Source organism: Microbacterium sp. CIAB417, assembly GCF_022788845.1.
Window position 1 is genome coordinate 1,018,229 of sequence record NZ_JAHZUT010000002.1, and the last position, 22,371, is coordinate 1,040,599.

Consider the following 22,371-nt stretch of genomic DNA (forward strand, 5'->3'; position numbering starts at 1 on the left):
TGGCGGGAGCGGCATGGGCGGTGCCCTAGACTTCAAGGGACTCGCGTCGGGTGTCGTGACGGCTCCGCCGCCGCTGAGAATCCCGCCGCCCTTCACCACCGATTGGGTCTCGTAGTGTCCTCCTCGCACGACCGCGCCGCCGCCGAAGAGTGGCTCCTCGTGCCGGATGACGCGAACGACCTCGCGCCCGTCGTGTGGCCCGCATCCGCCTCCCGCCGGGATGGTCGACTGCAGATCGGCGGCGTGGATGCGGGCGAGCTCGCCGCACGCTTCGGCACCCCTCTCTATGTGCTCGACGAGCACGAGGTGCGCGGCCGGGCCCGCCGCACACTGGCGGCCTTCCAGCGGGCCGCGGCCCGCCACGGAGCCGAGGCGCGCGTCTACTACGCGGGCAAGGCCTTCCTGTCGGCGGCGGTCGCGCAGTGGGTCCTCGAGGAGGGACTGCGCATCGACGTCGCGAGCCCCGGCGAGCTCGCGGTGGCATTGGCCGCGGGCGCGGAGCCTGCGCTGCTGGGTCTGCACGGCAACAACAAGTCCGCGAGCCAGTTGGCACGTGCCGTCGAGATCGGCATCGGCACGATCATCGTGGACAGCGTCGACGAGATCGTCCGGCTCGCGTCCGTGACCGACGGCGCCTCCCGCAGGCAGCCGGTGCTGATCCGCGTCAACACGGGCATCCATGCCGAGACCCACGACTTCCTCGCCACGGCGCACGAAGACCAGAAGTTCGGTTTCTCTCTGGACGGCGCCCGTGAGGCGGCGGCTCTGGTGCGCGCCATCCCCGGCGTCGAGCTCGTCGGGCTGCACTGCCACATCGGCTCCCAGATCTTCGGCTCGGAGGGCTTCGCCGCATCCGCCGAGCGTCTGGTCGCCCTCCACGCGGAGCTCGGCGGTCTCGACGTCCTCAACCTCGGCGGCGGCTTCGGCATCGCCTACACCCGTGACCAGCGGCCCGCCGTGATCGAGGATCTCGCGGATGCCATCGTGGATGCGGTCGCCTCGACGTGTGCGCGCCTCGACGTGCCCGTGCCGACCCTGGTGTTCGAACCCGGGCGCGCGATCGTCGGAACCGCGGGTGTCACGCTGTACGAGGTCGGAACGGTCAAGCCCGTGGCCCTCGGCGACGGGCTTGTGCGCACCTACGTCAGCGTCGACGGCGGGATGAGCGACAACGCCCGTCCCGCGCTCTACGGCGCCGACTACTCCGCCCGCATCGCCTCCCGTGTCAGCGACGCGGCTCCCGCCCTCGTGCGCGTGGTCGGCTCGCACTGCGAGTCGGGCGACATCGTCGTGAACGCCGAGTACCTCCCCGCCGACGTCGCCCCCGGCGACCTGCTCGCAGTGCCGGCCACCGGCGCCTACTGCTTCTCGCTGTCGAGCAACTACAACTACATGCCGCGGCCCCCGGTGGTCGCGGTGCGTGACGCCGAGGCGCGTGTCATCGTGCACGGCGAGACGGTCGATGATCTTCTCGCCCGCGATGCCGTCCTCGCGCAGAAAGGTGATTCATGATCGACCATCGCCACCTCCGCGTCGCTCTGCTGGGAGCCGGTGCTGTCGGGTCGCAGGTCGCAGCGCTCCTGCTCAAGCACGGTGACGAGCTCGCGGACCGCGCAGGAGCGAGCCTCCAGCTCGCCGGCATCGCCGTGCGCGATGTCGACGCCCCGCGCGACGTGGACCTGCCGCAGGAGCTCTTCACGACCGACGCCGAGTCGCTGATCGTCGGTGCCGATATCGTGATCGAGCTCATCGGCGGCATCGAGCCGGCGAGGACCCACCTGCTGCAGGCGATCAACTCCGGCGCAGACGTCGTGACGGCCAACAAGGCGCTGCTGGCGACCTACGGCTCCGAGATCTTCGACGCCGCCGATCAGGTCGGCGCGCAGGTCTACTACGAGGCGGCGGCGGCCGGCGCCATCCCCATCATCCGCCCGCTGCGCGACTCGCTGGCCGGCGACCGCGTGCAGCGCATCATGGGCATCGTCAACGGGACCACGAACTACATCCTCGACCGCATGGACACCGAGGGAGCGGAGTTCGCCGACGTCCTGTCGCAGGCGCAGGCGCTCGGCTACGCCGAGGCGGACCCGACCGCGGATGTGGAGGGTTACGACGCCGCGCAGAAGGCCGCGATCCTCGCCTCGCTCGCGTTCCACACCGCCGTCCCGCTCGAGTCCGTCCACCGCGAGGGCATCACCGCCATCACCACGCAGATGATGGATGCGGCTCGTCACGCCGGCTACGTCATCAAGCTGCTCGCGGTCTGCGAACGGTTGACCGGCCAGGATTCGCCCACGGGCGAGGCGATCTCGGTCCGGGTCTACCCGGCGCTGGTGCCGCGCTCGCACCCGCTCGCCAGCGTCCACGGGGCCAACAACGCGGTCTTCGTCGAGGCGGAGGCCGCCGGCTCGCTCATGTTCTACGGCGCCGGCGCCGGCGGGGTGCAGACCGCGTCCGCCGTGCTGGGCGACGTCGTCTCCGCGGCCCGTCGACACATCGCCGGCGGCGTGGGGGTGGGCGAGTCCACGCGCGCGAACCTGCCGGTCCTGCCGATCGGCCACGCGCAGACGCGCTACCAGATCACGCTCGAGGTCAGCGACCAGGCGGGCGTGCTCGCCCACATCGCCGGCACGCTGAGCGAGGGGCACGTCTCGATCGCGACGGTCGAGCAGACGGTCATCGCCGAGGACGGCGCAGACTCGGGCCGGGCACGCCTGGTCATCGGAACGCACAAAGCACGCGAGCAGGATCTCAGCGACACGGTCGACCGACTCGCGGACAGCGACGTCGTCGAGCGGGTCGTCTCGGTCCTGCGGGTAGAAGGAGACTGACATGGCACACCTCTGGCGCGGAGTCCTCCGCGAGTACGCCGACCGCCTCGGCGTGACCGACGCCTCCACGGTGGTCACGCTCGGCGAGGGCGGCACCCCGCTGATCCCGGCACCGGCACTGTCGCACCGCACCGGTGCCGAGGTCTGGGTCAAGTTCGAGGGCATGAACCCCACCGGCTCGTTCAAGGACCGCGGCATGACCGTCGCGCTCTCGCGCGCGGTGGAGCACGGCGCCAAGGCCGTCATCTGCGCCTCCACGGGCAACACCTCGGCATCGGCCGCGGCCTACGCGGCGCACGCGGGCATCACCGCAGCCGTGCTCGTGCCCGAGGGCAAGATCGCGATGGGCAAGCTCAGCCAGGCCGTCGCCCACGGCGGCAGGCTCATCCAGATCCGCGGCAACTTCGACGACTGCCTGGAGATCGCGCGCGAGCTCGCCGCGAACTACCCGGTGCACCTCGTGAACTCGGTCAATCCCGACCGCATCGACGGTCAGAAGACGGCCGCCTACGAAGTCGTCTCCCAGCTGGGCGACGCCCCCGACTTCCACATCGTCCCCGTCGGCAACGCGGGCAACTACACCGCCTACACGCGCGGCTACACCGAAGAGGCCGAGCGCGGCGTCTCCACCAAGGTGCCGCGGATGTTCGGGCTCCAGGCGGCAGGTTCCGCACCGCTCGTGCGCGGCGAGGTCGTCAAGAACCCCGAGACGGTGGCCAGCGCCATCCGCATCGGAAACCCCGCCTCCTGGCAGTTCGCCCTCGAGGCACGCGACGCCACGGACGGCTGGTTCGGCGCCATCGAGGACGACCGTATCCTCGCCGCGCAGAAGCTGCTGAGCGAGACGGTCGGCGTCTTCGTCGAGCCCGCATCCGCGATCTCCGTCGCGGGTCTGCTCGATCGCGCTGAGGCCGGAGTGATCCCCGCCGGCGCCCGCGTCGTGCTCACCGTCACCGGCCACGGTCTCAAGGACCCGCAGTGGGCCCTGCGCGACGCATCCGGCGGCGAGGTCGCTCCCACCGTCGTCGACAACTCCGTCTCGGAGGTCGCCTCGGTGCTGGAGCTCGCCCCGCAGGCCTCTCAATGACGGTCGCCGTGGGTCGCGCGGTGACAGTGCGCGTGCCCGCCACGAGCGCCAATCTCGGCCCCGGGTTCGACACGCTCGGCCTCGCGCTGAGCGTCTACGACGAGCTCGAGGTCGAGGCCCTCGAGCCGGGCGTGCTCGAGATCGAGGTCGAAGGTGCCGGCGCCGAGCAGGTGCCGCGCGACGGGTCGCATCTCGTCGTGCGCGCCATCGCCCACGCCTTCGCGGATGCGGGTCTGCCGATGCCCGGCCTGCGCCTGCGCGCCCGCAACGTCATTCCGCACGGACGGGGGATGGGCTCCTCCGGTGCCGCCGTCGTGTCGGGGCTCTTGGCCGCCAAAGGACTGCTCGAGGGTGAGGCCGATCTCGACGCCGACACGCTGCTGAGACTGGCCACGGAACTCGAAGGCCATCCCGACAACGTCGCGCCCGCCCTCTTCGGCGGGCTCACGATCGCGTGGGTCGACGAGAACGGTCCGCAGCACAAGAAGCTGTTGGTGCATCGCGGCGTGTCCCCGATCGTCTTCGTGCCGGAGTTCACGATGTCGACCTCGGTCGCGCGCGGCCTGCAGCCCGACCAGTTCTCGCGGGCGGATGCGGTGTTCAACGTCTCGCGCTCGGCGCTGCTGATCGCGGCGCTGACGCAGAGCCCCGAGCTGCTCATGGCCGCCACCGAGGACAAGCTGCACCAGAGCTATCGCGCAGCGGCGATGCCCGAGACCGATCGCCTCGTACAGGCGCTGCGGCGGGAGGGGTTCGCGGCGGTCGTCTCGGGCGCGGGACCGTCCGTCCTCGTGCTCGCCGACGGCCCCGGACGCCGGCTGGAAGCCGCCCAGCTGGTCGCCGCGCACGCGGACACTCCGTGGGAGGCGCTCATGCTCGCGGTCGACTTCAAGGGTGGTACAGTGAGGGACAACGCGGAGGGTGCCACGTCACTGACGTGAATCTGGCCTCCGTCGCAATCTGCGAACCGGCCGCGTGACCCCTGCACTCATACCCGCGACACATCCCCGCGATGCCGTCGCGCGTATCCCGAGCATGCGCTGGGTGTAGACGAATGCCTGTCTGTTGGGCCTTCTGTGCGGTCACGCGCTGACACACGTTTCATCAAGGGAGTACTCGTGGAGTCCATCTCCGAGATCCAGTCCACCGACGCGAACGTCGACGACACCGTCGCCGAGGCCGTCCCCGCCACCGAGGCGCCCGCATCCGAGGCGCCCGCCGCGGATGCCGCCGTCGCCGAGGCCCCGGTCAAGGCGCCGCGCAAGCGCGCCCCTCGTCGGGCCAAGAGCGCTGAGGCGCCCGCGGCGGATGCCGCCGCTGCGGCCGAGGTCGCCGAGGAGGCGCCCGCGGCATCCGAGGCTCCGGCCGCCGAGGCGCCCGCCGAAGCCGCCCCCGCCGCGGACGACGAGGCCCCCGCCGCGAAGGCGCCGGCCAAGAAGGCCCCGCGCCGCGCACGCAAGTCCGCTGCGGCCCCCGAGGAGGCCCCGGCTGAGACCGCCGATGCCGCTGCGGAGCCCGTGGCTCCGGAAGCCGCCGCCGAGGTCGCATCGACGGATGCCGCGCCGGCCGAGTCCGAGACCGCGCCCGCCGAGGCCGCCGACGCGGCACCCGCCGCCGACGCCTCGGGCGAGAACGCATCCGGCGCCGAGGCCGAGCAGAACGCCGAGGGCGAGCAGAGCAGCCGCAGCCGCAGTCGCAGCCGCAGTCGCAACCGGAACCGTCGCGAGAACGCGCAGGGCGCCGCCGGCCAGAACGGCCAGCAGAACCAGAGCCAGAACGTCGCTCCCGCGGCCGCGGAGGACGACGAACAGCAGTCCGGTCGCGGGCGCCAGCGCAACAAGCGTCGGGGCCAGGGGCAGAACGACGAGTTCGAGACGGAGATCGGCGAGGACGACGTCCTCATCCCGATCGCCGGCGTGCTCGACGTGCTCGACAACTACGCCTTCGTGCGTACGACCGGCTACCTGCCGGGCGCCAGCGACGTCTACGTCTCGCTCGGCCAGGTCAAGAAGTACAACCTCCGCAAGGGCGACGCGGTCGTCGGGGCGATCAAGCAGCCCCGCGAGGGCGAGCAGTCGGGCCGTCAGAAGTACAACGCGCTGGTCAAGGTCGACGCGATCAACGGCCTCTCCGTCGAGGATGCAGCCGAGCGGGTCGAGTTCGGCAAGCTCACCCCGCTCTATCCGCAGGAGCGTCTGCGCCTGGAGACGGCCCCCGAGAAGCTGACGCAGCGCATCATCGATCTCGTCGCTCCCATCGGCAAGGGCCAGCGTGGTCTCATCGTCGCGCCTCCCAAGGCGGGTAAGACGATCGTGCTGCAGCAGATCGCCAACGCGATCGCCCACAACAACCCCGAGGTCCACCTCATGGTCGTGCTCGTCGACGAGCGCCCCGAAGAGGTCACCGACATGCAGCGCACGGTGAAGGGCGAGGTCATCGCCTCGACCTTCGACCGCCCCGCCGAGGACCACACCACGGTCGCCGAGCTCGCCATCGAGCGCGCCAAGCGTCTCGTCGAGCTCGGCCGGGACGTCGTCGTGCTGCTCGACTCGATCACCCGCCTGGGCCGCGCGTACAACGTGTCGGCACCGACGAGCGGTCGGGTGCTCTCCGGCGGCGTCGATGCCGCGGCCCTCTATCCGCCCAAGCGCTTCTTCGGCGCCGCGCGCAACATCGAGAACGGCGGCTCGCTGACGATCCTCGCGACGGCGCTGGTGGAGACCGGCTCGAAGATGGACGACGTCATCTTCGAGGAGTTCAAGGGAACGGGCAACAGCGAGCTGCGGCTCAGCCGTCAGCTCGCCGACAAGCGCATCTTCCCCGCGGTCGACGTCAACGCGTCGAGCACGCGTCGCGAAGAGATGCTGCTGTCGGCGGACGAAGTGAAGATCACCTGGAAGCTTCGGCGCGCGCTGGCGGGTCTCGACCCGCAGCAGGCCCTCGAGGTCGTGCTGGGCAAGCTCAAGGAGACGTCCTCGAACGTCGAGTTCCTCGTGCAGATGCAGAAGTCCATCCCGGCTCCGGCCTCGGGCGGGCACTCGCACGGTCACGAGAACAACATCCGCTGATCCCGTCGGCCGTGTCCGATTCCGGCATGTTCGAGTCCGTCCGCGGACTCCTCGACGAGCACAGGGCGGTCCAGGAGGAACTCTCCGACCCTGCCGTGCACGCCGACGCCGCGCGGGCGAAGCGGGTCAACCGGCGCTATGCCGAGCTCTCCCGCATCGTCCACGCGTATGAGGCGTGGCAGGGCGCTGTCGACGACCTGGCGGCGGCTCGTGAGCTCGCGGGCGAGGACGCGGCGTTCGCCGACGAGGTGCCCGCGCTCGAGGAGCAGCGCGACGCGGCCCAGGAGCGGTTGCGACGCCTGCTCATCCCGCGCGATCCCGATGACGCGCGCGACGTGATCATGGAGATCAAGGCCGGCGAAGGCGGCGCCGAGAGCGCACTGTTCGCGGCGGACCTGCTGCGCATGTACGTGCAGTACGCGGCATCTCAGGGGTGGAAGACCGAGCTGCTCGAGCGCAACGAATCGGATCTGGGCGGCTACAAGGACGTCCAGGTGGCGATCAAGGGCTCCAGCACCGACCCCGCCGCCGGTGTGTGGGCCCACCTGAAGTACGAGGGCGGTGTGCACCGCGTGCAGCGGGTCCCGGCCACGGAATCGCAGGGCCGCATCCACACCTCGACGACCGGCGTTCTCGTCTTCCCCGAGGTCGATGAGCCGGAGGAGATCCAGATCGATCAGAACGATCTGAAGATCGACGTCTTCCGTTCCTCAGGCCCCGGCGGCCAGTCGGTCAACACGACCGACTCGGCTGTTCGCATCACGCACGTGCCCACGGGCATCGTCGTCTCGATGCAGAACGAGAAGAGCCAGCTGCAGAACCGCGAGGCGGCGATGCGGGTGCTGCGCGCCCGCCTGCTCGCCAAGCAGCAGGAGGAGCGGGACGCCGCCGCATCCGATGCGCGACGCTCGCAGATCCGCGGCATGGACCGCTCCGAACGCATCCGCACGTACAACTTCCCCGAGAACCGCATCGCCGACCACCGCACCGGCTACAAGGCCTACAACCTCGATCAGGTCATGGACGGTGCGCTGGGACCGATCATCGACTCCGCCATCGCCGCGGACGAAGAGGCGCGATTGGCGGCGCTCGCGGGAGAGTGAGCCCTCTGCGTCACCACGCGGGTGGATGCGGCAGCGCGCCGCGGCGGTCCTCCAGCTGAGCCGCGAGCGACAGGATCGTCGCTTCGCCGCCGGGGCGACCGACGAGCTGCACCGACACCGGATGCCCCGATGCGGTGGCGGTCACCGGCAGCGTCACCGCGGGCAGCCCCGCGACGTTGACGAAGCTCGAGTAGGGCGCGTACTCCACCTGGAGTGCGAAAGTGCGCAGCGGGTCATGCCCGTCGTACCAGCCCACCGGGCGCGGCGACTGCGCGAGGGCGGGCATGAGGACCGCGTCGTACGGCGCGAAGGCGGCGACGGTCTGACGTTCGAACGCCCGTGCGGCGCTCAGCGTCTCCAACGTCTCGATGCCCGACAGCCCGCGCCCCTGCTGCACCAGCCACGCGGTCAGCGGTTCGACGAGATCGCTGTCCGTGTCCGACAGCGGGATCCGCGCCGCGCTGACCCGCCACAGTCGGCGGAACATGGCGGCGTAGCCTCGCGGGCGCCACGGTGCGTCCTCGACCTCGTGTCCGTCGCCGGCGAGCCAGGTCGCGGCTCGCGAGACGGCCTCGCGCGCATCGGGGTCCAGGCGGATGTCCTCGTCGTCGTCCCATGGGGAGACGGTCGTGACCCCGATGCGTGAGGGCTGCGCTGCGCGTCGCACGACGTCGAGGAGACTGCCCGATGGGGGCGCCGCGGTCGCGTACGGGTACGGCGCGAGCTGCGCCAGCACGTCGAACAGGAAGGCGGCATCGGCGACGCTGCGTGCGAGGGGCCCCGTCACCGCGAGCTGGTCGGGGGAGTCCAGACCCGAGCCGATCGGCAGACGACCCCGGGACGGCTTGAGACCCACGACGCCGACCGTCGCAGCGGGGATGCGGATCGAGCCGCCGCCGTCCGAGCCCACGGCGGCCGGCAGCAGACCCGCGGCCACGGCGACCGCCGCGCCGCCGCTCGAGCCGCCGGCGCCGTTCGCCGGATTCCAGGGATCGCGCGCCGGTGACCCGATCCGAGGCTCCGTGTAGCCGGTGAGGCCGAACTCGCTCGTCGCCGTCTTGCCGACGTTCACGGCGCCCGCGGCGTCGAGGGCGACAGCCAGCGGATCGGACTCGGCCGGGACGTGATCCGCGCGGGAACGGGAGCCGTAGCGCGTGGGGACGCCGGCCCGAGCCACGAGATCCTTGTCGGCGTGGGGGACGCCGTAGAGGGGCCCGCGCGCGGTCGCGCGGGCGAGCTGTTCCGCACGCTCGAGCGCGGCGTCGGCGGTGACCTCGGCGAACGCGCCCAGATCCGCGCGCGCGGCGATGCGCGACAGGTAGTGCCGAGTGGGATCGAGCGGGCCCAGTTCGTCGCCCTGCAGCATCCGCGCCAGCTCGACGAGGGACAGCTCGTGCAGCTCGGTCATCCTCCGAGCGTACGGCGCCGCGACGTGTGCACGACGGCGGTACGGGAGTGCGCCGGTGATGCGGATGCGGCGCCGAGGCCCGAGTGGGCCGTGCGGACGTCGCGGGTCAGATCGAGTACTCGGGGGCGGTCAGCAGCGCACGGGTGTCTTCGCCGCGCCCCCGCGGCCGTGCCTTCGCCGGTACACCCACGAGCACGCTGTCGGCGGGGGCGTCGCGGGTGACGACAGCGTTGGCTCCGACGACGCTGTGCGCGCCGATGTGCACGGGCCCCAGGATCTTGGCGCCGGCGCCGACCGCGACACCGTCGCCGAGGGTCGGGTGCCGCTTGCCCCCTTCGCGTTGGCGGCCGCCGAGGGTGACGCCGTGGTAGAGCATGACGTCGTCACCGACCTCGGCCGTCTCGCCGATCACGACACCCATGCCGTGATCGATGAAGAAGCGGCGTCCGATCCGCGCCCCGGGGTGGATCTCGATACCCGTGAGCCATCGCGTGAGCTGCGAGCCCGCCCGTGCGACGAAGCGCAGACGTCGGCGCCACAGCGCGTGCCAGACGCGGTGCGCCCAGATCGCGTGGAGTCCGGGGTACAGCAGGGCGATCTCCACCCCGCCGCGCGCGGCGGGGTCGCGCATCCGGGCGGCGGCGATGTCCTCCCGGATGCGGCGAACCACGGCGAGCGGCATCAGTCCTCGCGGAGGTCTTCGAACAGCGCCGTGGTGAGGTAGCGCTCGCCCGCGGACGGGATGATGACGACGATGTTCTTGCCGGCGGCCTCGGGGCGTGCGGCGATCTGGAGGGCCGCCCAGATCGCGGCGCCGCTGGACATGCCCACGAGCACGCCGTCCTTGGCTGCGGTCTCCCGAGCCACGCGGATCGAGTCGTCGAACTCGACGTCGATGACCTCGTCGATGATGTCGCGGTTGAGGATGGCGGGGACGAAGTTCGGCCCGATGCCCTGGATCTTGTGGGGTCCCGGGTGTCCCTTGGTGAGGATGGGGGAGTCGGCGGGCTCGACGGCGACGATCTTCACGCCCGGCACGCGCTCCTTGAGCACTTCGCCGACACCCGTGATCGTGCCGCCCGTACCGATGCCCGCGACGAAGTAGTCGACTTTGCCGTCGGTGTCGCGCAGGATCTCCTCGGCCGTGGTGCGGCGGTGGATGGCGGGGTTCGCCTCGTTCTCGAACTGGCGGGCCCAGACGGCGCCGGGGGTCTCGTCGACGATCCGCTTGGCCTCGTCGACGGCGAACGACATGCCCTTCGTGGGGTCGGTGAGCACGAGCTCGGCGCCGAAGGCCTTGAGCAGGATGCGGCGCTCCTTCGACATCGAGGCGGGCATGGTGAGGATGACGCGGTAACCGCGGGCGGCTCCCACCATCGCGAGGGCGATGCCCGTGTTGCCGCTCGTGGACTCGACGATCGTTCCGCCCGGCTTGAGTTCGCCGGATGCCTCCGCCGCGTCGACGATCGCGATTCCGAGGCGGTCCTTCACGCTGGAGGCGGGGTTGTAGAACTCGAGCTTGGCCAGGACGACGCCGTCGACGCCCTCCGTCACGCGGTTCAGACGCACGAGAGGCGTCTCGCCGAAAGCGGAGGTGATGTCGGAGTGGATGCCGGGCATGACGCGACCTTTCGAGTCGGGGACGAGGTGCGCCCAGCCTAGGGGAGCAATCCCGCCGAAGGCCGAGTATGACGCAGCGGGTAGGCTGGGCGGGCTCATGTGCCCTTCCACGCCTTCCGATCAGCACGTCCACGCGCCTGCGACCTCGCGGATCGACGTCGTCCTCGGAGACGTCTCGGCGCGCTTCGCGCGCGCCGGCATCGTCGACCCGCGCGTCGATGCGGAGCTGCTCGTTGCCCACGTGCTGGGAGTCGGACGCGGCGAGGTGCAGGCCGCCGCCATCCGCGCGGCCGACATCGACACCGGCGCGCTCGAGCGCCTCATGCGCCTCGTCGAGCGCCGTGCGGCACGCGAGCCGCTGCAGCATCTGACGGGTGTGGCGCCGTTCCGGCATCTGGAGCTCTCCGTGGGACCCGGCGTGTTCGTGCCGCGCCCCGAGACCGAGATGGTCGCCCAGCTGGCCATTGACGCACTGCGTGCCAGCGCATCGCCCGAGCCGGTCGCGGTCGATCTCGGAACGGGTTCCGGCGCGATCGCGCTGGCGATGGCGACCGAGGTCCCGCACGCACGGGTGCATGCCGCGGAGAACTCCGTCGACGCCTTCATCTGGGCCAAGGAGAACTTTGCCCGCGTGAACGCGCCGAACGCTCGGCTCGTCTTCGCCGATCTGGCGGACGCGTTCGCCGAACTGGATCGGAGCGTCTCCGTTCTGGTGTCGAACCCGCCGTACGTCCCCGCGCAGGCGATTCCGCGCGACCCTGAGGTGCGCCTCTACGATCCGCCGCAGGCGCTGTACGGCGGCGAGGACGGCCTCGACGTCGTGCGTGTGCTCGCCCGCGTCGGACTGCGGCTGCTCCACCCCGGAGGCACGATCATCATCGAGCACGCCGAGGTGCAGGGAGCGCCCGTCCGCGAGGTTCTCACCGCGGCGGGATGGCGATCGGCCGCGACGCACCCCGACCTCACACTGCGTGACCGGGCCACCACCGCCATCCGACCCTGATCCCGCGACGTGAGCACCGCCCCGCGCCTCGGTCGGCGGCCGCCTCACACGTAGAATGGAGCCGACATGTCCCCTCTCTACGACTGCCGCGACGAGTCGCAGCTGCTAGCCGGTATGCGCGCAGCCCGCCAGGCGATCGCGCGCGGCGAGCTGGTCGTCATGCCCACCGACACCGTCTACGGCGTCGCGGCCGACGCGTTCAGCCCGGCTGCCGTCGCGGCGCTGCTCGCAGCGAAGGGCCGCGGACGCCAACAGCCTCCGCCCGTGCTCGTCGCGGGTCTGTCGACCGTGCGTGCGCTCGTGAGCGACCTGCCAGAGCCCATCGAGCGGCTCGTCGAGGCGCACTGGCCCGGCGGGCTCACCGTCGTCCTGCCCGCTCAGCCCTCGCTGTCGTGGGATCTGGGGGAGACCCGAGGCACGGTCGCTGTCCGGATGCCCGCGCATCGGCTCGCGCTGGAGCTCCTCGAGGAGACCGGCCCGCTGGCCGTCTCGAGCGCGAATCTCACCGGCAAGCCCGCCGCGGTCGACGCGCACGCCGCGCTCGGAATGCTCGGTGACAGCGTCTCGGTGTATCTCGACGACGGCGCGAGCGATCGCGGGGTGCCCTCGACGATCCTCGACGCGACGCCGCTCGCGTTCGGGGGTACGGGACAGGCCCGCATCCTCCGCTACGGCGCTGTCGAGCGGTCCGAGATCCTGGAGATCCTGGGCGACCGGCTCGAGCCGGAGCCGGATGAGGGCGCGGGCGACTCCGCGTGACGCAGTACCTGCTGATCGCCGTCGTCACGGCGCTCATCACGGCGGCGCTGTCGTGGACCGTCTGGCGTGTCGCGATCCGGTACAAACTCCATCCCGCGATCCGAGAACGCGACGTCCACACCCGCCCGACGCCGCGTCTGGGCGGGATCGCGATGTTCCTGGGGGTGGTCGCGGCCTTCGCCATCTCCTCCACGAATCCGTTCTTCTCGATCTTCTGGACGAATCCGTGGCCGACGCTGTCGATCCTCGCCGCGACCCTGGTGATCGTCCTGGTCGGCGTCGCCGACGATCTCTGGGATCTCGACTGGATGATCAAGCTGGGCGCCCAGTTCGTCGCGGCGGGCATCGTCGCGTGGTTCGGCAATATCCAGATCTATGCGCTGCCGATCGGCGGGGTGACGGTCGGATCCAGCTGGATGAGCATCGCGCTCACGGTCTTCTCGATCGTCATCGTGATGAACGCGGTCAACTTCATCGACGGGCTCGACGGCCTCGTGGCGGGGGTGTGCCTGATCGCCAACGGAATCTTCTTCGTCTACGCGTACATCCTGACCCGCGACATCGGGGCCAGCAACTACTTCAACCTCTCCTCGTTCATCGCCGTCGTCCTCGTCGGCGCGTGCGCGGGCTTCCTGCCGTTCAACTGGAACCGCGCGAAGATGTTCATGGGGGACTCGGGCGCGTTGATGCTGGGACTGCTCATGGCCACCTCCGCCGTGTCGATCACCGGCAACCTCTCTCCGGCGGCGCTCGATCCCGACCAGCTCGGCCGCTCGCAGCTGCTCGGGGCGTTCATCCCGATCCTGCTGCCCGTCGCCGTCGTCATCCTGCCGCTCCTGGACTTCGGATCCGCGGTCTTCCGGCGGATGCGGGCGGGGAAGTCGCCCTTCTCGCCGGATCGCAAGCATCTTCATCACCGGATGCTCGACATGGGCCACTCCGATCGCGATGCGGTACTGATCTTCTACGCGTGGACGGCGATCATCGGGATCACCTTCCTGCTCATGTACATTGCCACCCGTGAGGACTGGTTCGGCCAGTACTGGATCGGTGTGGCCTTCGGCGTGGTCGGCGTCGCGGCCTGCCTCGTCGTCACCTTCCTGCCCGCGCGCCGCCCGAGAACGGCAGCCCCCGACGTGATCGCCGAGGAATCCCCATGACCACCCGCCCCGCCGTCTCCAGCACACCGATCCTGCGTGCCACGCTGCTGCTCGGGACGATCGTCGGCGTCGTCCTGACGGTCGCCGCCGCCGCCGTCGGATTCTTCGTCGCGGGAGGGGAAGGGCTCGCGAGCGGCCTGGTGGGTGCGCTCATCGGCGCCGTGTTCCCCGCCTTCACGGCGCTCAGCATCCTGATCGCCAACCGGTGGTTCGGCACCCCGGCCTACCTGCAGATCTTCTTCGGCGTCGTGCTGGGCGGCTGGCTGCTCAAGTTCGTCCTCGTGATCGTGGCGCTCGTGGTCCTGACCCGGGTCGACTGGGTCGTGCCGCTGGTGTTCTACTTCTCGCTGCTGGCGACCGCGGTCGCCTCGCTCGTGGTGGATCTCGTCGTGCTCGCGAGGATGCGGATGCCCGCTGCGTCCGACGTCGTGATGCCCACGCTCGCCGACACCGAAGGGGAGGGGGGAGAAGATGATCCCGACGTGGCCGACACATCCCGATCCGTTTGATAAGCTTTCTCCAGCCTCGACGGCTAGGTGGACAGCGGCGACGCTGGGAACCTACCGAGGACGACTGTTCCCGATCATTCCCCCGTGCCTGTCGCCATGGCACGAGAAGCTGGAGCCACTCCGTTGACTCAAGCGAACGTGCTCGCCGCGCTGCTTCCCACTGCGGACAACGAATTCCACCCGCCCTCGATCTCGGACTTCTTCCCGCAGATCCTCCTCTTCGAGGGCACGCCCTTCGCGTTCACGCGGATCAACCTGGTCCAGGTCCTCGCGACGCTGGTTCTGGTCGTCTTCCTCGTCTGGGGAACGCGACGGATGCGCGTCGTGCCCGGCCGCTTCCAGAGCGTCGTCGAGCTCGGCTTCGGCTTCGTGCGCGACCAGGTGGCCTACCAGGTGCTGGGAGAGAAGGACGGCAAGCGCTTCATGCCGATCCTGTCGGCACTGTTCTTCGGCATCCTCTTCATGAACCTCACGGGGGTCATCCCCGGTCTGAACATCGCGGGCACATCGGTCGCCGGCGCGCCGTTCGTGTTCGCGATCATCGCCTACGTGCTGTTCATCTATGCGGGCATCCGCAAGCACGGTGTCGGACGCTTCGTCAAGAACTCGCTCGTGCCCAGCGGCGTGCCGGTCTACCTGGTGCCGATCATCGCGATCGTCGAGCTGATCTCGACCTTCATCGCCCGGCCCGTCTCGCTGTTCCTGCGACTGCTGCTGAACATGATGGTCGGGCACCTCATGCTCGTCCTCTTCTTCGCGGCGACGCAGTTCTTCCTCCTGAGCCTGAACTGGTTCATGCCCCTGGCGGCGGGCACGCTCGCGCTCGGCTTCGCCTTCACCCTCTTCGAGATCTTCGTCGCCGCACTTCAGGCGTACGTGTTCACGGTCCTCACCGCGGTGTACATCCAGCTCGCCGTGGCCGAGGAGCACTGACGGACGGCCGCACGGCTGTTCACCCTACGAAAGGAAACGACCCATGGAAGCTACGACGGTTCTCGCCGCGATCACGGGCAACATCGCGACGGTCGGTTACGGCCTCGCGGCGATCGGTCCCGCCATCGGCCTGGGCATCATGATCGGCAAGACCATCGAGGCCACCGCCCGTCAGCCCGAGCTGGCCGGTCGTCTGCAGACCACGATGTTCATCGGTGTCGCCTTCATCGAGATCCTCGCGCTGATCGGCATCGCGACGCCGTTCATCTTCAACGCTCTTTGATCGACGTCAGCAACCGATAAGGAGGCAAGATGCTGAACGCTCTTGTCACAGTCGCCGCCGAGGAGGGCGCCTCCGGCAACCCGCTGCTGCCCGCCTACTACGACATCATCTGGTCGGGCGTCTGCATGCTGGTGATCGTCCTCGTGGTGTGGCGCGTGGCGCTGCCGCGCATCGGTACGGTGCTCGACGCCCGTTCCGCCGCCATCGAGGGCAACATCGCCAAGGCCGACGAGGCTCAGCGTCAGGCAGAGGCCGCGCTCGAGGAGTACACGGCTCAGCTCGCCGAGGCCCGCAAGGAAGCCGGTGCGATCCGCGAGGCCGCCCGCGAGGACGGCAAGAAGATCGTCGCCGAGTCCCGCGAGAACGCCGCCGCCGAGGCTGCGCGCCTCACTGCTCAGGCGCACGCGCAGATCGAGGCGGAGACGCAGACCGCTCGCACGGCGCTGCGTTCAGAGGTGGGCACGCTCGCGCTCGACCTCGCCGGCGGAGTGCTCGGTGCGAAGCTCGACGACGACGCGACCGCACAGAGCGTCGTCGATCGTTTCCTCGCCGACCTCGAAGCCTCCGAGAAGGCGGCCAAGTAATGGGAAGCGCGACCACGCAGGCCCGCGCTCGAGTCGGCGCCGTCCTCGGTGACGCGAGCGGAATCGACCTCACCGTCGCCCGCGAGCTGTTCCAGGCCGCACGTCTGCTCGGCTCGACGCCCGCTCTGGCCGGAGCGCTCGCCGACCCGGCCGCTGCGCCGGCCGCGCGTTCCCAGGTCGTCTCGGACGTGTTCGGTCGGGTCTTCTCGGCGAACGCCGTACAGCTGCTGACCTCGGCCGCCACGGTTCGCTGGTCGTCCGAGGAGGACTTCGTCGAGGGCGTCGAGGAGCTGGCGATCCGCGCAGCGGCCGTCGCCGAGCCGGACGTCGACCTCGAGGGCGAGCTGTTCGCGTTCGCGCGGACCGTCGCAGAGAACCCCGAGCTCGAGCTCGCTCTGGGCAGTCGTTTCGGTAACGCGTCGGCCAAGGGCGCGCTGATCGAGAAGCTGCTGGGCGGCCGTGCGAGCGCGTCGACGGTGCTGGTGGTCTCCTCGATCGCGCAGCAGTCGGCGGATCGACGCATCCGGCAGGCGCTCTCGTGGGCGATGGGACTCGCCGCCGCGCAGCGCGGTCGCGTGGTCGCCTCCGTCGTCTCCGCCACCGCGCTGACCCCCGCGCAGGCCGAGCGTCTGCGTCAGGCGCTCGCGGCGAAATACGGCACCGAGATCTCGCTCAACACCGTCATCGACCCGACGATCGTGGGCGGCCTGCGTGTGCAGATCGCCGACGACGTCATCGACGCGAGCATCTCCGCGAAGCTCGCCGATCTCCGCCAGCGCCTCGCGGGCTGAGCACAGACTTCCCGCACCGTCCCCCACGGCTCGGCGCGGAGACTTCGGGGCCCTGGCCCCACGAACCGAAGGAAGACCAATGGCAGACATCTCCATCAGCCCCGACGTCATCCGTGACGCCCTGAAGGACTTCGTCGCAGCATACGAGCCGACCGGTGCCGCCACGGCCGAGGTGGGCGCCGTCATCGACGCCGCCGACGGCATCGCGCACGTCGAGGGCCTCCCGGGGCTCATGGCGAACGAGCTCGTCGTGTTCGAAGACGGCACGCAGGGCCTCGCGCTGAACCTCGACGAGCACGAAGCGGGTGTCGTCGTCCTCGGCGACTTCGCCGGCATCGAGGCGGGCCAGCCGGTCACGCGCACCGGTGAGGTGCTCTCGGCTCCCGTCGGCGACGGCTTCCTGGGCCGCGTGGTCGACCCGCTCGGAAACCCGATCGACGGCCTCGGCGCCATCGAGGCGGAGGGCCGTCGCGCCCTCGAGCTGCAGGCGCCCGGCGTCATGCAGCGCAAGAGCGTGCACGAGCCGCTGCAGACGGGCATCAAGGCCATCGACGCCATGATCCCGGTCGGACGCGGCCAGCGTCAGCTCATCATCGGCGACCGCCAGACGGGCAAGACGGCGATCGCGATCGACACGATCATCAACCAGAAGGCCAACTGGGACTCCGGCGACGTGAACAAGCAGGTGCGCTGCATCTACGTCGCGATCGGTCAGAAGGGCTCCACGATCGCCTCCGTCAAGGGCGCGCTCGAGGACGCCGGAGCGATGGAGTACACGACCATCGTCGCCGCACCCGCATCCGACCCCGCGGGCTTCAAGTACCTCGCGCCCTACACGGGCTCGGCCATCGGCCAGCACTGGATGTACGGCGGCAAGCACGTCCTGATCATCTTCGACGACCTGTCGAAGCAGGCCGAGGCCTACCGTGCCGTGTCGCTGCTGCTGCGCCGCCCGCCGGGCCGCGAAGCCTACCCGGGCGACGTCTTCTACCTGCACTCGCGCCTGCTGGAGCGTTGCGCGAAGCTGAGCGACGAGCTCGGTGCGGGATCGATGACGGGTCTTCCCATCATCGAGACCAAGGCCAACGACGTCTCCGCGTACATCCCGACCAACGTGATCTCCATCACCGACGGCCAGATCTTCCTGCAGTCCGACCTCTTCAACGCCAACCAGCGTCCCGCGGTCGATGTGGGCATCTCGGTCTCGCGCGTCGGCGGTGACGCACAGGTCAAGTCGATCAAGAAGGTCTCCGGAACGCTCAAGCTCGAGCTCGCTCAGTACCGTTCGCTCGAGGCGTTCGCGATGTTTGCGTCCGACCTGGATGCGGCATCGCGCCGCCAGCTCGCCCGCGGTGCGCGACTGACGGAGCTGCTCAAGCAGCCGCAGTACTCGCCGTACCCCGTCGAGGAGCAGGTCGTCTCGATCTGGGCCGGCACCAACGGCAAGCTCGACTCGATCGCTGTCGAAGACGTCCTGAAGTTCGAGCGCGAGCTGCTGGACCATCTGCGTCGCAACACGCAGGTGCTCGAGACGCTGCGCGACACGAACGTTCTCGACGACGCCACGGTCGCCGAGCTCGAGAAGGCCACGGACGAGTTCATCCTGGAGTTCAGCTCCGCCGGCACCGTCGCCATCGACGCTCCCGGCAGCGAGCAGATCGATGCGGCGGATGCCGGTGACGTCAACCAGGAGAAGATCGTCAAGGGCCGTCGCGGCTGAGTGCCTGAGAGCTGAATCATGGGCGCACAACTCCGGGTCTACAAGCAGAAGATCGCTTCTGCCCAGACCACCAAGAAGATCACGAAGGCGATGGAGCTCATCGCCGCTTCGCGGATCCAGAAGGCCATGACCCGCGTGCGGGCGGCCGGCCCGTTCGCGGGTGCGGTCACTCGCGCCGTGTCGGCCGTCGCCACCTATTCGGACGTCGATCACCCGCTCACGCGTGAGCCCGAGACGATCCGCCGCTCCGCGGTGGTCATCTTCTCGTCCGATCGCGGTCTCGCGGGGGCATTCAACTCCCAGGTGATCCGCGCCGGTCTCGAGCAGGGCGAACTGCTGCGCAGTCGAGGCAGTGAGCCGGTGTACTACCTGATCGGTCGCAAGGCCGTCGGGTACTTCCAGTTCCGCAAGCTGGCCTCGGCCGCAGAGTGGACCGGCGACACCGACACCCCGCACTTCTCGACGGCGGAGCAGATCTCCGACGCGCTGCTGGAAGCCTTCCACCTCGGCGGCGAGCTCGGGGGAGTGGACGAGATCCACCTCGTCTACAACCGCTTCGTCAGCATGATGACGCAGACTCCCGAGACGGTTCGACTGCTTCCGCTCGAGGTCGTCGAGGCCGGCGAAGAGGAGTCCGCGTCGGCCAGCGCGGTGTACCCGCTCTACGAGTTCGAGCCGGATGCGGAGGTGGTGCTGGACGCACTGCTGCCGGTCTACATCCAGAGCCGTGTCTTCAACGCCCTCCTGCAGTCCTCGGCGGCCAAGCACGCCGCCACGCAGAAGGCGATGAAGTCGGCCAGCGACAACGCCGACAAGCTCATCACCGACTACACCCGCCTGCGCAACAATGCGCGTCAGGCTGAGATCACGCAGCAGATCGCCGAGATCGTCGGCGGCGCCGACGCCCTGGCGTCCGGCAAGTAGAAAACGAGGAAGACAACATGACCACCACCGCAACGGCCGATCAGGCGTCCGTCGCCGTCGTCGGGCGCGTCGCGCGCGTGACCGGCCCCGTCGTCGACATCGAGTTCCCCCACGACGCGATCCCCGACATCTACAACGCGCTCAAGACCACGATCACCATCGGCGAGGAGTCGACGGAGATCACCCTCGAGGTCGCCCAGCACCTGGGCGACGACCTCGTGCGCGCCATCGCCCTCAAGCCGACCGACGGCATCGTCCGCGGCCAGGAGGTGCGCAACACCGGCGGCCCCATCACGGTGCCGGTCGGCGACGTCACCAAGGGCAAGGTCTTCAACGTGACGGGTGACGTCCTCAACGGCGTCCCCGGCGAGCAGGTCGAGGTGACCGAGCGTTGGGGCATCCACCGCCAGGCGCCCAGCTTCGACCAGCTCGAGTCCAAGACCGAGATGTTCGAGACCGGCATCAAGAGCATCGACCTGCTCACCCCGTACGTGCAGGGTGGCAAGATCGGCCTCTTCGGCGGTGCGGGCGTCGGCAAGACCGTCCTCATCCAGGAGATGATCCAGCGCGTCGCGCAGGACCACGGCGGCGTCTCCGTGTTCGCCGGCGTGGGCGAGCGCACGCGTGAGGGCAACGACCTCATCGGCGAGATGGAGGAGGCGGGTGTGTTCGACAAGACCGCCCTCGTCTTCGGCCAGATGGACGAGCCGCCGGGGACGCGTCTGCGCGTCGCGCTGTCGGCGCTGACGATGGCGGAGTACTTCCGCGATGTCCAGAAGCAGGACGTGCTCCTGTTCATCGACAACATCTTCCGCTTCACGCAGGCCGGTTCCGAGGTCTCGACGCTGCTGGGCCGCATGCCCTCCGCCGTCGGCTACCAGCCGAACCTCGCCGACGAGATGGGCGTGCTTCAGGAGCGCATCACCTCGACCCGCGGTCACTCCATCACCTCGCTGCAGGCGATCTACGTGCCCGCCGACGACTACACCGACCCGGCTCCGGCGACCACGTTCGCCCACCTGGACGCGACCACCGAGCTCTCGCGCGAGATCGCATCGAAGGGTCTGTACCCCGCGATCGACCCGCTGACCTCGACCAGCCGCATCCTGGACCCGCGTTACATCGGTGAGGACCACTACCGCGTCGCCACGTCCGTGAAGCAGATCCTGCAGAAGAACAAGGAACTGCAGGAGATCATCGCGATCCTCGGTGTCGACGAGCTCTCGGAAGAGGACAAGATCGTCGTGTCGCGCGCACGCCGCATCCAGCAGTTCCTCTCGCAGAACACCTACATGGCGAAGAAGTTCACCGGTGTCGAGGGCTCCACGGTCCCGATCAAGGAGACGATCGAGTCGTTCGACGCGATCGTCAAGGGCGAGTTCGACCACGTGGCCGAGCAGGCCTTCTTCAACGTCGGCGGTATCTCCGACGTCGAGGCCAAGTGGGCGCAGATCCAGAAGGAGAACGGCTGATCATGCCGCTCAAGGTGAGTCTGGTCTCCGCGGATGCCGAGGTCTGGTCCGGTGAGGCCGACCTGGTCATCGCGAAGTCCATCGAGGGCGAGATCGGTTTCATGACCGGTCACGAACCGGTGCTGGCGATCCTCGCCGAGGGCCAGGTGCGCATCACCGAGCCCGGCGGGAACAAGATCGTCGCGAACGCGCACGACGGTTTCATCTCCGTCGAGCACGACCAGGTGACGATCGTCGCCGGCAACGCGGCACTCGTCTCCTGACCCGCATCCCGTACACACGCCGTCCGCTCCCGCGGGCGGCGTGTGTCGTGCTCCTGGAGTGACCATGCTCGTGCTGCTGCCACCGTCCGAGACCAAGTTCCCCGGTGGTGCGGGGGCGCCGTGGAACGCGGCGGAGCTGCGGTTGCCGCAGCTGGCGCCGCAACGCGAGGCCGTGGTGTCGGCGCTCGTGGAGCTCTCCGGCGACGAGGAGGCGGCGGCGAAGACTCTCAAGCTGAGCGCGCGCCAGCGTGGCGAGATCGCGGTGAACGCGGCGTTGCGCTCGTCGCCCACGATGCCCGCGGTCGACAGATACACGGGAGTGCTGTTCGACGCGCTCGACGCCTCGTCTCTCGACGCGCGGGCGCGGCGGTGGCTGGGAGAGTACGTGCTGATCCATTCGGCCCCGTTCGGTCCGATCGGGGCGCTCGATCCGATCCCGAGCTATCGGCTGAGCGCCGGCGCATCCCTGCCGGGGCTCGCTCCACTGCGCCGCCATTGGGCGGAGGCGGTGACCTCAGCACTGGGGGAGACCTCGGCGCCGTTCATCCTGGACCTGCGCTCCGAGGCCTACGTCGCGCTCGGCCCTGTTCCGCGGGAGGCCGCATCCGCGTACGTTCGCGTCGTCACTGTGGGCGAGGAGGGCGAGGTGCGGGCACTGAACCACTTCAACAAGCACGCCAAGGGTGCGCTCGTCCGCCGACTCGCGCAGGAGCGTCCGCGGATCGCGTCCCGTGCGGCGTTCCTCCGCTGGGCCACCGGCGCCGGGATCGCGGTCGCCGACGCCGAGAACGGCGATCTCCGCCTCACGGTGTGAGGGTTTATCCCCAACTTCACGCAACCCCCTGTCAGGGAA

22 protein-coding genes are annotated in these 22,371 nt (G+C 69.7%); 19 read left to right on the plus strand and 3 right to left on the minus strand.

Going from position 1 to position 22,371, the window contains the following annotated elements:
- Positions 1-114: 114 nt before the first annotated feature.
- The 6 genes from lysA (at position 115) to prfA (ending at position 8,089) form a co-directional block, all read left to right on the plus strand.
- Positions 115-1,512, plus strand: coding sequence for a diaminopimelate decarboxylase (lysA, locus tag KYX17_RS11415; protein ID WP_243227093.1), 1,398 nt, complete (start codon positions 115-117; stop codon positions 1,510-1,512).
- Entirely contained in the window at positions 1,509-2,831 is a 1,323-nt protein-coding gene (locus KYX17_RS11420; RefSeq protein WP_243227094.1) for a homoserine dehydrogenase, read from the plus strand. Before lysA ends, KYX17_RS11420 begins: the two co-directional genes overlap by 4 nt.
- Before the next feature lies 1 nt (position 2,832).
- The gene (thrC, locus tag KYX17_RS11425; protein WP_243227095.1) at positions 2,833-3,918 is read left to right on the plus strand and encodes a threonine synthase; all 1,086 of its coding nucleotides are present in this window, start codon (positions 2,833-2,835) and stop codon (positions 3,916-3,918) included.
- Complete coding sequence (gene thrB, locus KYX17_RS11430) at positions 3,915-4,859, plus strand: homoserine kinase (RefSeq protein ID WP_243227096.1); 945 nt, start codon at positions 3,915-3,917, stop codon at positions 4,857-4,859. Before thrC ends, thrB begins: the two co-directional genes overlap by 4 nt.
- 177 nt (positions 4,860-5,036) lie before the next feature.
- Positions 5,037-6,986: a transcription termination factor Rho gene (gene rho, locus KYX17_RS11435; protein ID WP_243227097.1), complete on the plus strand. Its 1,950-nt coding sequence runs from the start codon at positions 5,037-5,039 to the stop codon at positions 6,984-6,986.
- A 26-nt stretch (positions 6,987-7,012) separates the two neighbouring features.
- The gene (gene prfA / locus KYX17_RS11440) at positions 7,013-8,089 is read left to right on the plus strand and encodes a peptide chain release factor 1 (protein ID WP_243227098.1); all 1,077 of its coding nucleotides are present in this window, start codon (positions 7,013-7,015) and stop codon (positions 8,087-8,089) included.
- Between the two features lie 10 nt (positions 8,090-8,099).
- On the opposite strand, the gene KYX17_RS11445 is transcribed toward prfA, so the two are convergent.
- The 3 genes from KYX17_RS11445 to cysK form a co-directional block, all read right to left on the minus strand.
- Complete coding sequence (locus KYX17_RS11445; RefSeq protein WP_243227099.1) at positions 8,100-9,497, minus strand: amidase; 1,398 nt, start codon at positions 9,495-9,497, stop codon at positions 8,100-8,102.
- 106 nt (positions 9,498-9,603) lie between these two features.
- Positions 9,604-10,179 (minus strand): serine O-acetyltransferase EpsC, encoded by a 576-nt coding sequence (gene epsC / locus KYX17_RS11450; RefSeq protein ID WP_243227100.1) that lies wholly within the window; start codon positions 10,177-10,179, stop codon positions 9,604-9,606.
- The gene (gene cysK, locus KYX17_RS11455; protein WP_243227101.1) at positions 10,179-11,117 is read right to left on the minus strand and encodes a cysteine synthase A; all 939 of its coding nucleotides are present in this window, start codon (positions 11,115-11,117) and stop codon (positions 10,179-10,181) included. The genes epsC and cysK overlap by 1 nt, the downstream gene beginning before the upstream one ends.
- 97 nt (positions 11,118-11,214) lie before the next feature.
- Here cysK and prmC point away from each other — a divergent pair, with 97 nt between their 5' ends.
- The 13 genes from prmC to KYX17_RS11520 all read left to right on the plus strand — a co-directional run bounded on the left by prmC (position 11,215) and on the right by KYX17_RS11520 (position 22,332).
- Positions 11,215-12,120, plus strand: coding sequence for a peptide chain release factor N(5)-glutamine methyltransferase (gene prmC / locus KYX17_RS11460; RefSeq protein ID WP_243227102.1), 906 nt, complete (start codon positions 11,215-11,217; stop codon positions 12,118-12,120).
- A 66-nt stretch (positions 12,121-12,186) separates the two neighbouring features.
- Positions 12,187-12,879, plus strand: a complete 693-nt coding sequence (locus tag KYX17_RS11465; protein ID WP_243227103.1) for an L-threonylcarbamoyladenylate synthase — start codon at positions 12,187-12,189, stop codon at positions 12,877-12,879.
- Entirely contained in the window at positions 12,876-14,039 is a 1,164-nt protein-coding gene (locus KYX17_RS11470) for an MraY family glycosyltransferase (RefSeq protein ID WP_243227104.1), read from the plus strand. The genes KYX17_RS11465 and KYX17_RS11470 overlap by 4 nt, the downstream gene beginning before the upstream one ends.
- Positions 14,036-14,548, plus strand: coding sequence for a hypothetical protein (locus KYX17_RS11475; RefSeq protein ID WP_243227105.1), 513 nt, complete (start codon positions 14,036-14,038; stop codon positions 14,546-14,548). Before KYX17_RS11470 ends, KYX17_RS11475 begins: the two co-directional genes overlap by 4 nt.
- 96 nt (positions 14,549-14,644) lie before the next feature.
- Positions 14,645-15,481: a F0F1 ATP synthase subunit A gene (gene atpB / locus KYX17_RS11480; protein WP_243227106.1), complete on the plus strand. Its 837-nt coding sequence runs from the start codon at positions 14,645-14,647 to the stop codon at positions 15,479-15,481.
- A gap of 43 nt (positions 15,482-15,524) precedes the next feature.
- Positions 15,525-15,764 carry a F0F1 ATP synthase subunit C gene (gene atpE / locus KYX17_RS11485; RefSeq protein WP_243227107.1) on the plus strand — a complete coding sequence of 80 codons (240 nt, stop codon included), beginning with the start codon at positions 15,525-15,527 and terminating at the stop codon, positions 15,762-15,764.
- A 29-nt stretch (positions 15,765-15,793) separates the two neighbouring features.
- A complete protein-coding gene (locus KYX17_RS11490; protein WP_243227108.1) occupies positions 15,794-16,348 on the plus strand; it encodes a F0F1 ATP synthase subunit B in 555 nt (184 codons plus the stop codon).
- Positions 16,348-17,139, plus strand: coding sequence for a F0F1 ATP synthase subunit delta (locus KYX17_RS11495; RefSeq protein ID WP_243227109.1), 792 nt, complete (start codon positions 16,348-16,350; stop codon positions 17,137-17,139). Before KYX17_RS11490 ends, KYX17_RS11495 begins: the two co-directional genes overlap by 1 nt.
- Before the next feature lie 79 nt (positions 17,140-17,218).
- Positions 17,219-18,859 (plus strand): F0F1 ATP synthase subunit alpha, encoded by a 1,641-nt coding sequence (atpA, locus tag KYX17_RS11500; RefSeq protein WP_243227110.1) that lies wholly within the window; start codon positions 17,219-17,221, stop codon positions 18,857-18,859.
- 18 nt (positions 18,860-18,877) lie between these two features.
- Positions 18,878-19,783: a F0F1 ATP synthase subunit gamma gene (locus tag KYX17_RS11505; protein ID WP_243227111.1), complete on the plus strand. Its 906-nt coding sequence runs from the start codon at positions 18,878-18,880 to the stop codon at positions 19,781-19,783.
- Between the two features lie 17 nt (positions 19,784-19,800).
- A complete protein-coding gene (atpD, locus tag KYX17_RS11510) occupies positions 19,801-21,255 on the plus strand; it encodes a F0F1 ATP synthase subunit beta (RefSeq protein WP_243227112.1) in 1,455 nt (484 codons plus the stop codon).
- Between the two features lie 2 nt (positions 21,256-21,257).
- Positions 21,258-21,518: a F0F1 ATP synthase subunit epsilon gene (locus KYX17_RS11515; protein WP_243227113.1), complete on the plus strand. Its 261-nt coding sequence runs from the start codon at positions 21,258-21,260 to the stop codon at positions 21,516-21,518.
- 64 nt (positions 21,519-21,582) lie between these two features.
- Complete coding sequence (locus KYX17_RS11520; RefSeq protein WP_243227298.1) at positions 21,583-22,332, plus strand: YaaA family protein; 750 nt, start codon at positions 21,583-21,585, stop codon at positions 22,330-22,332.
- Positions 22,333-22,371 lie beyond the last annotated feature (39 nt).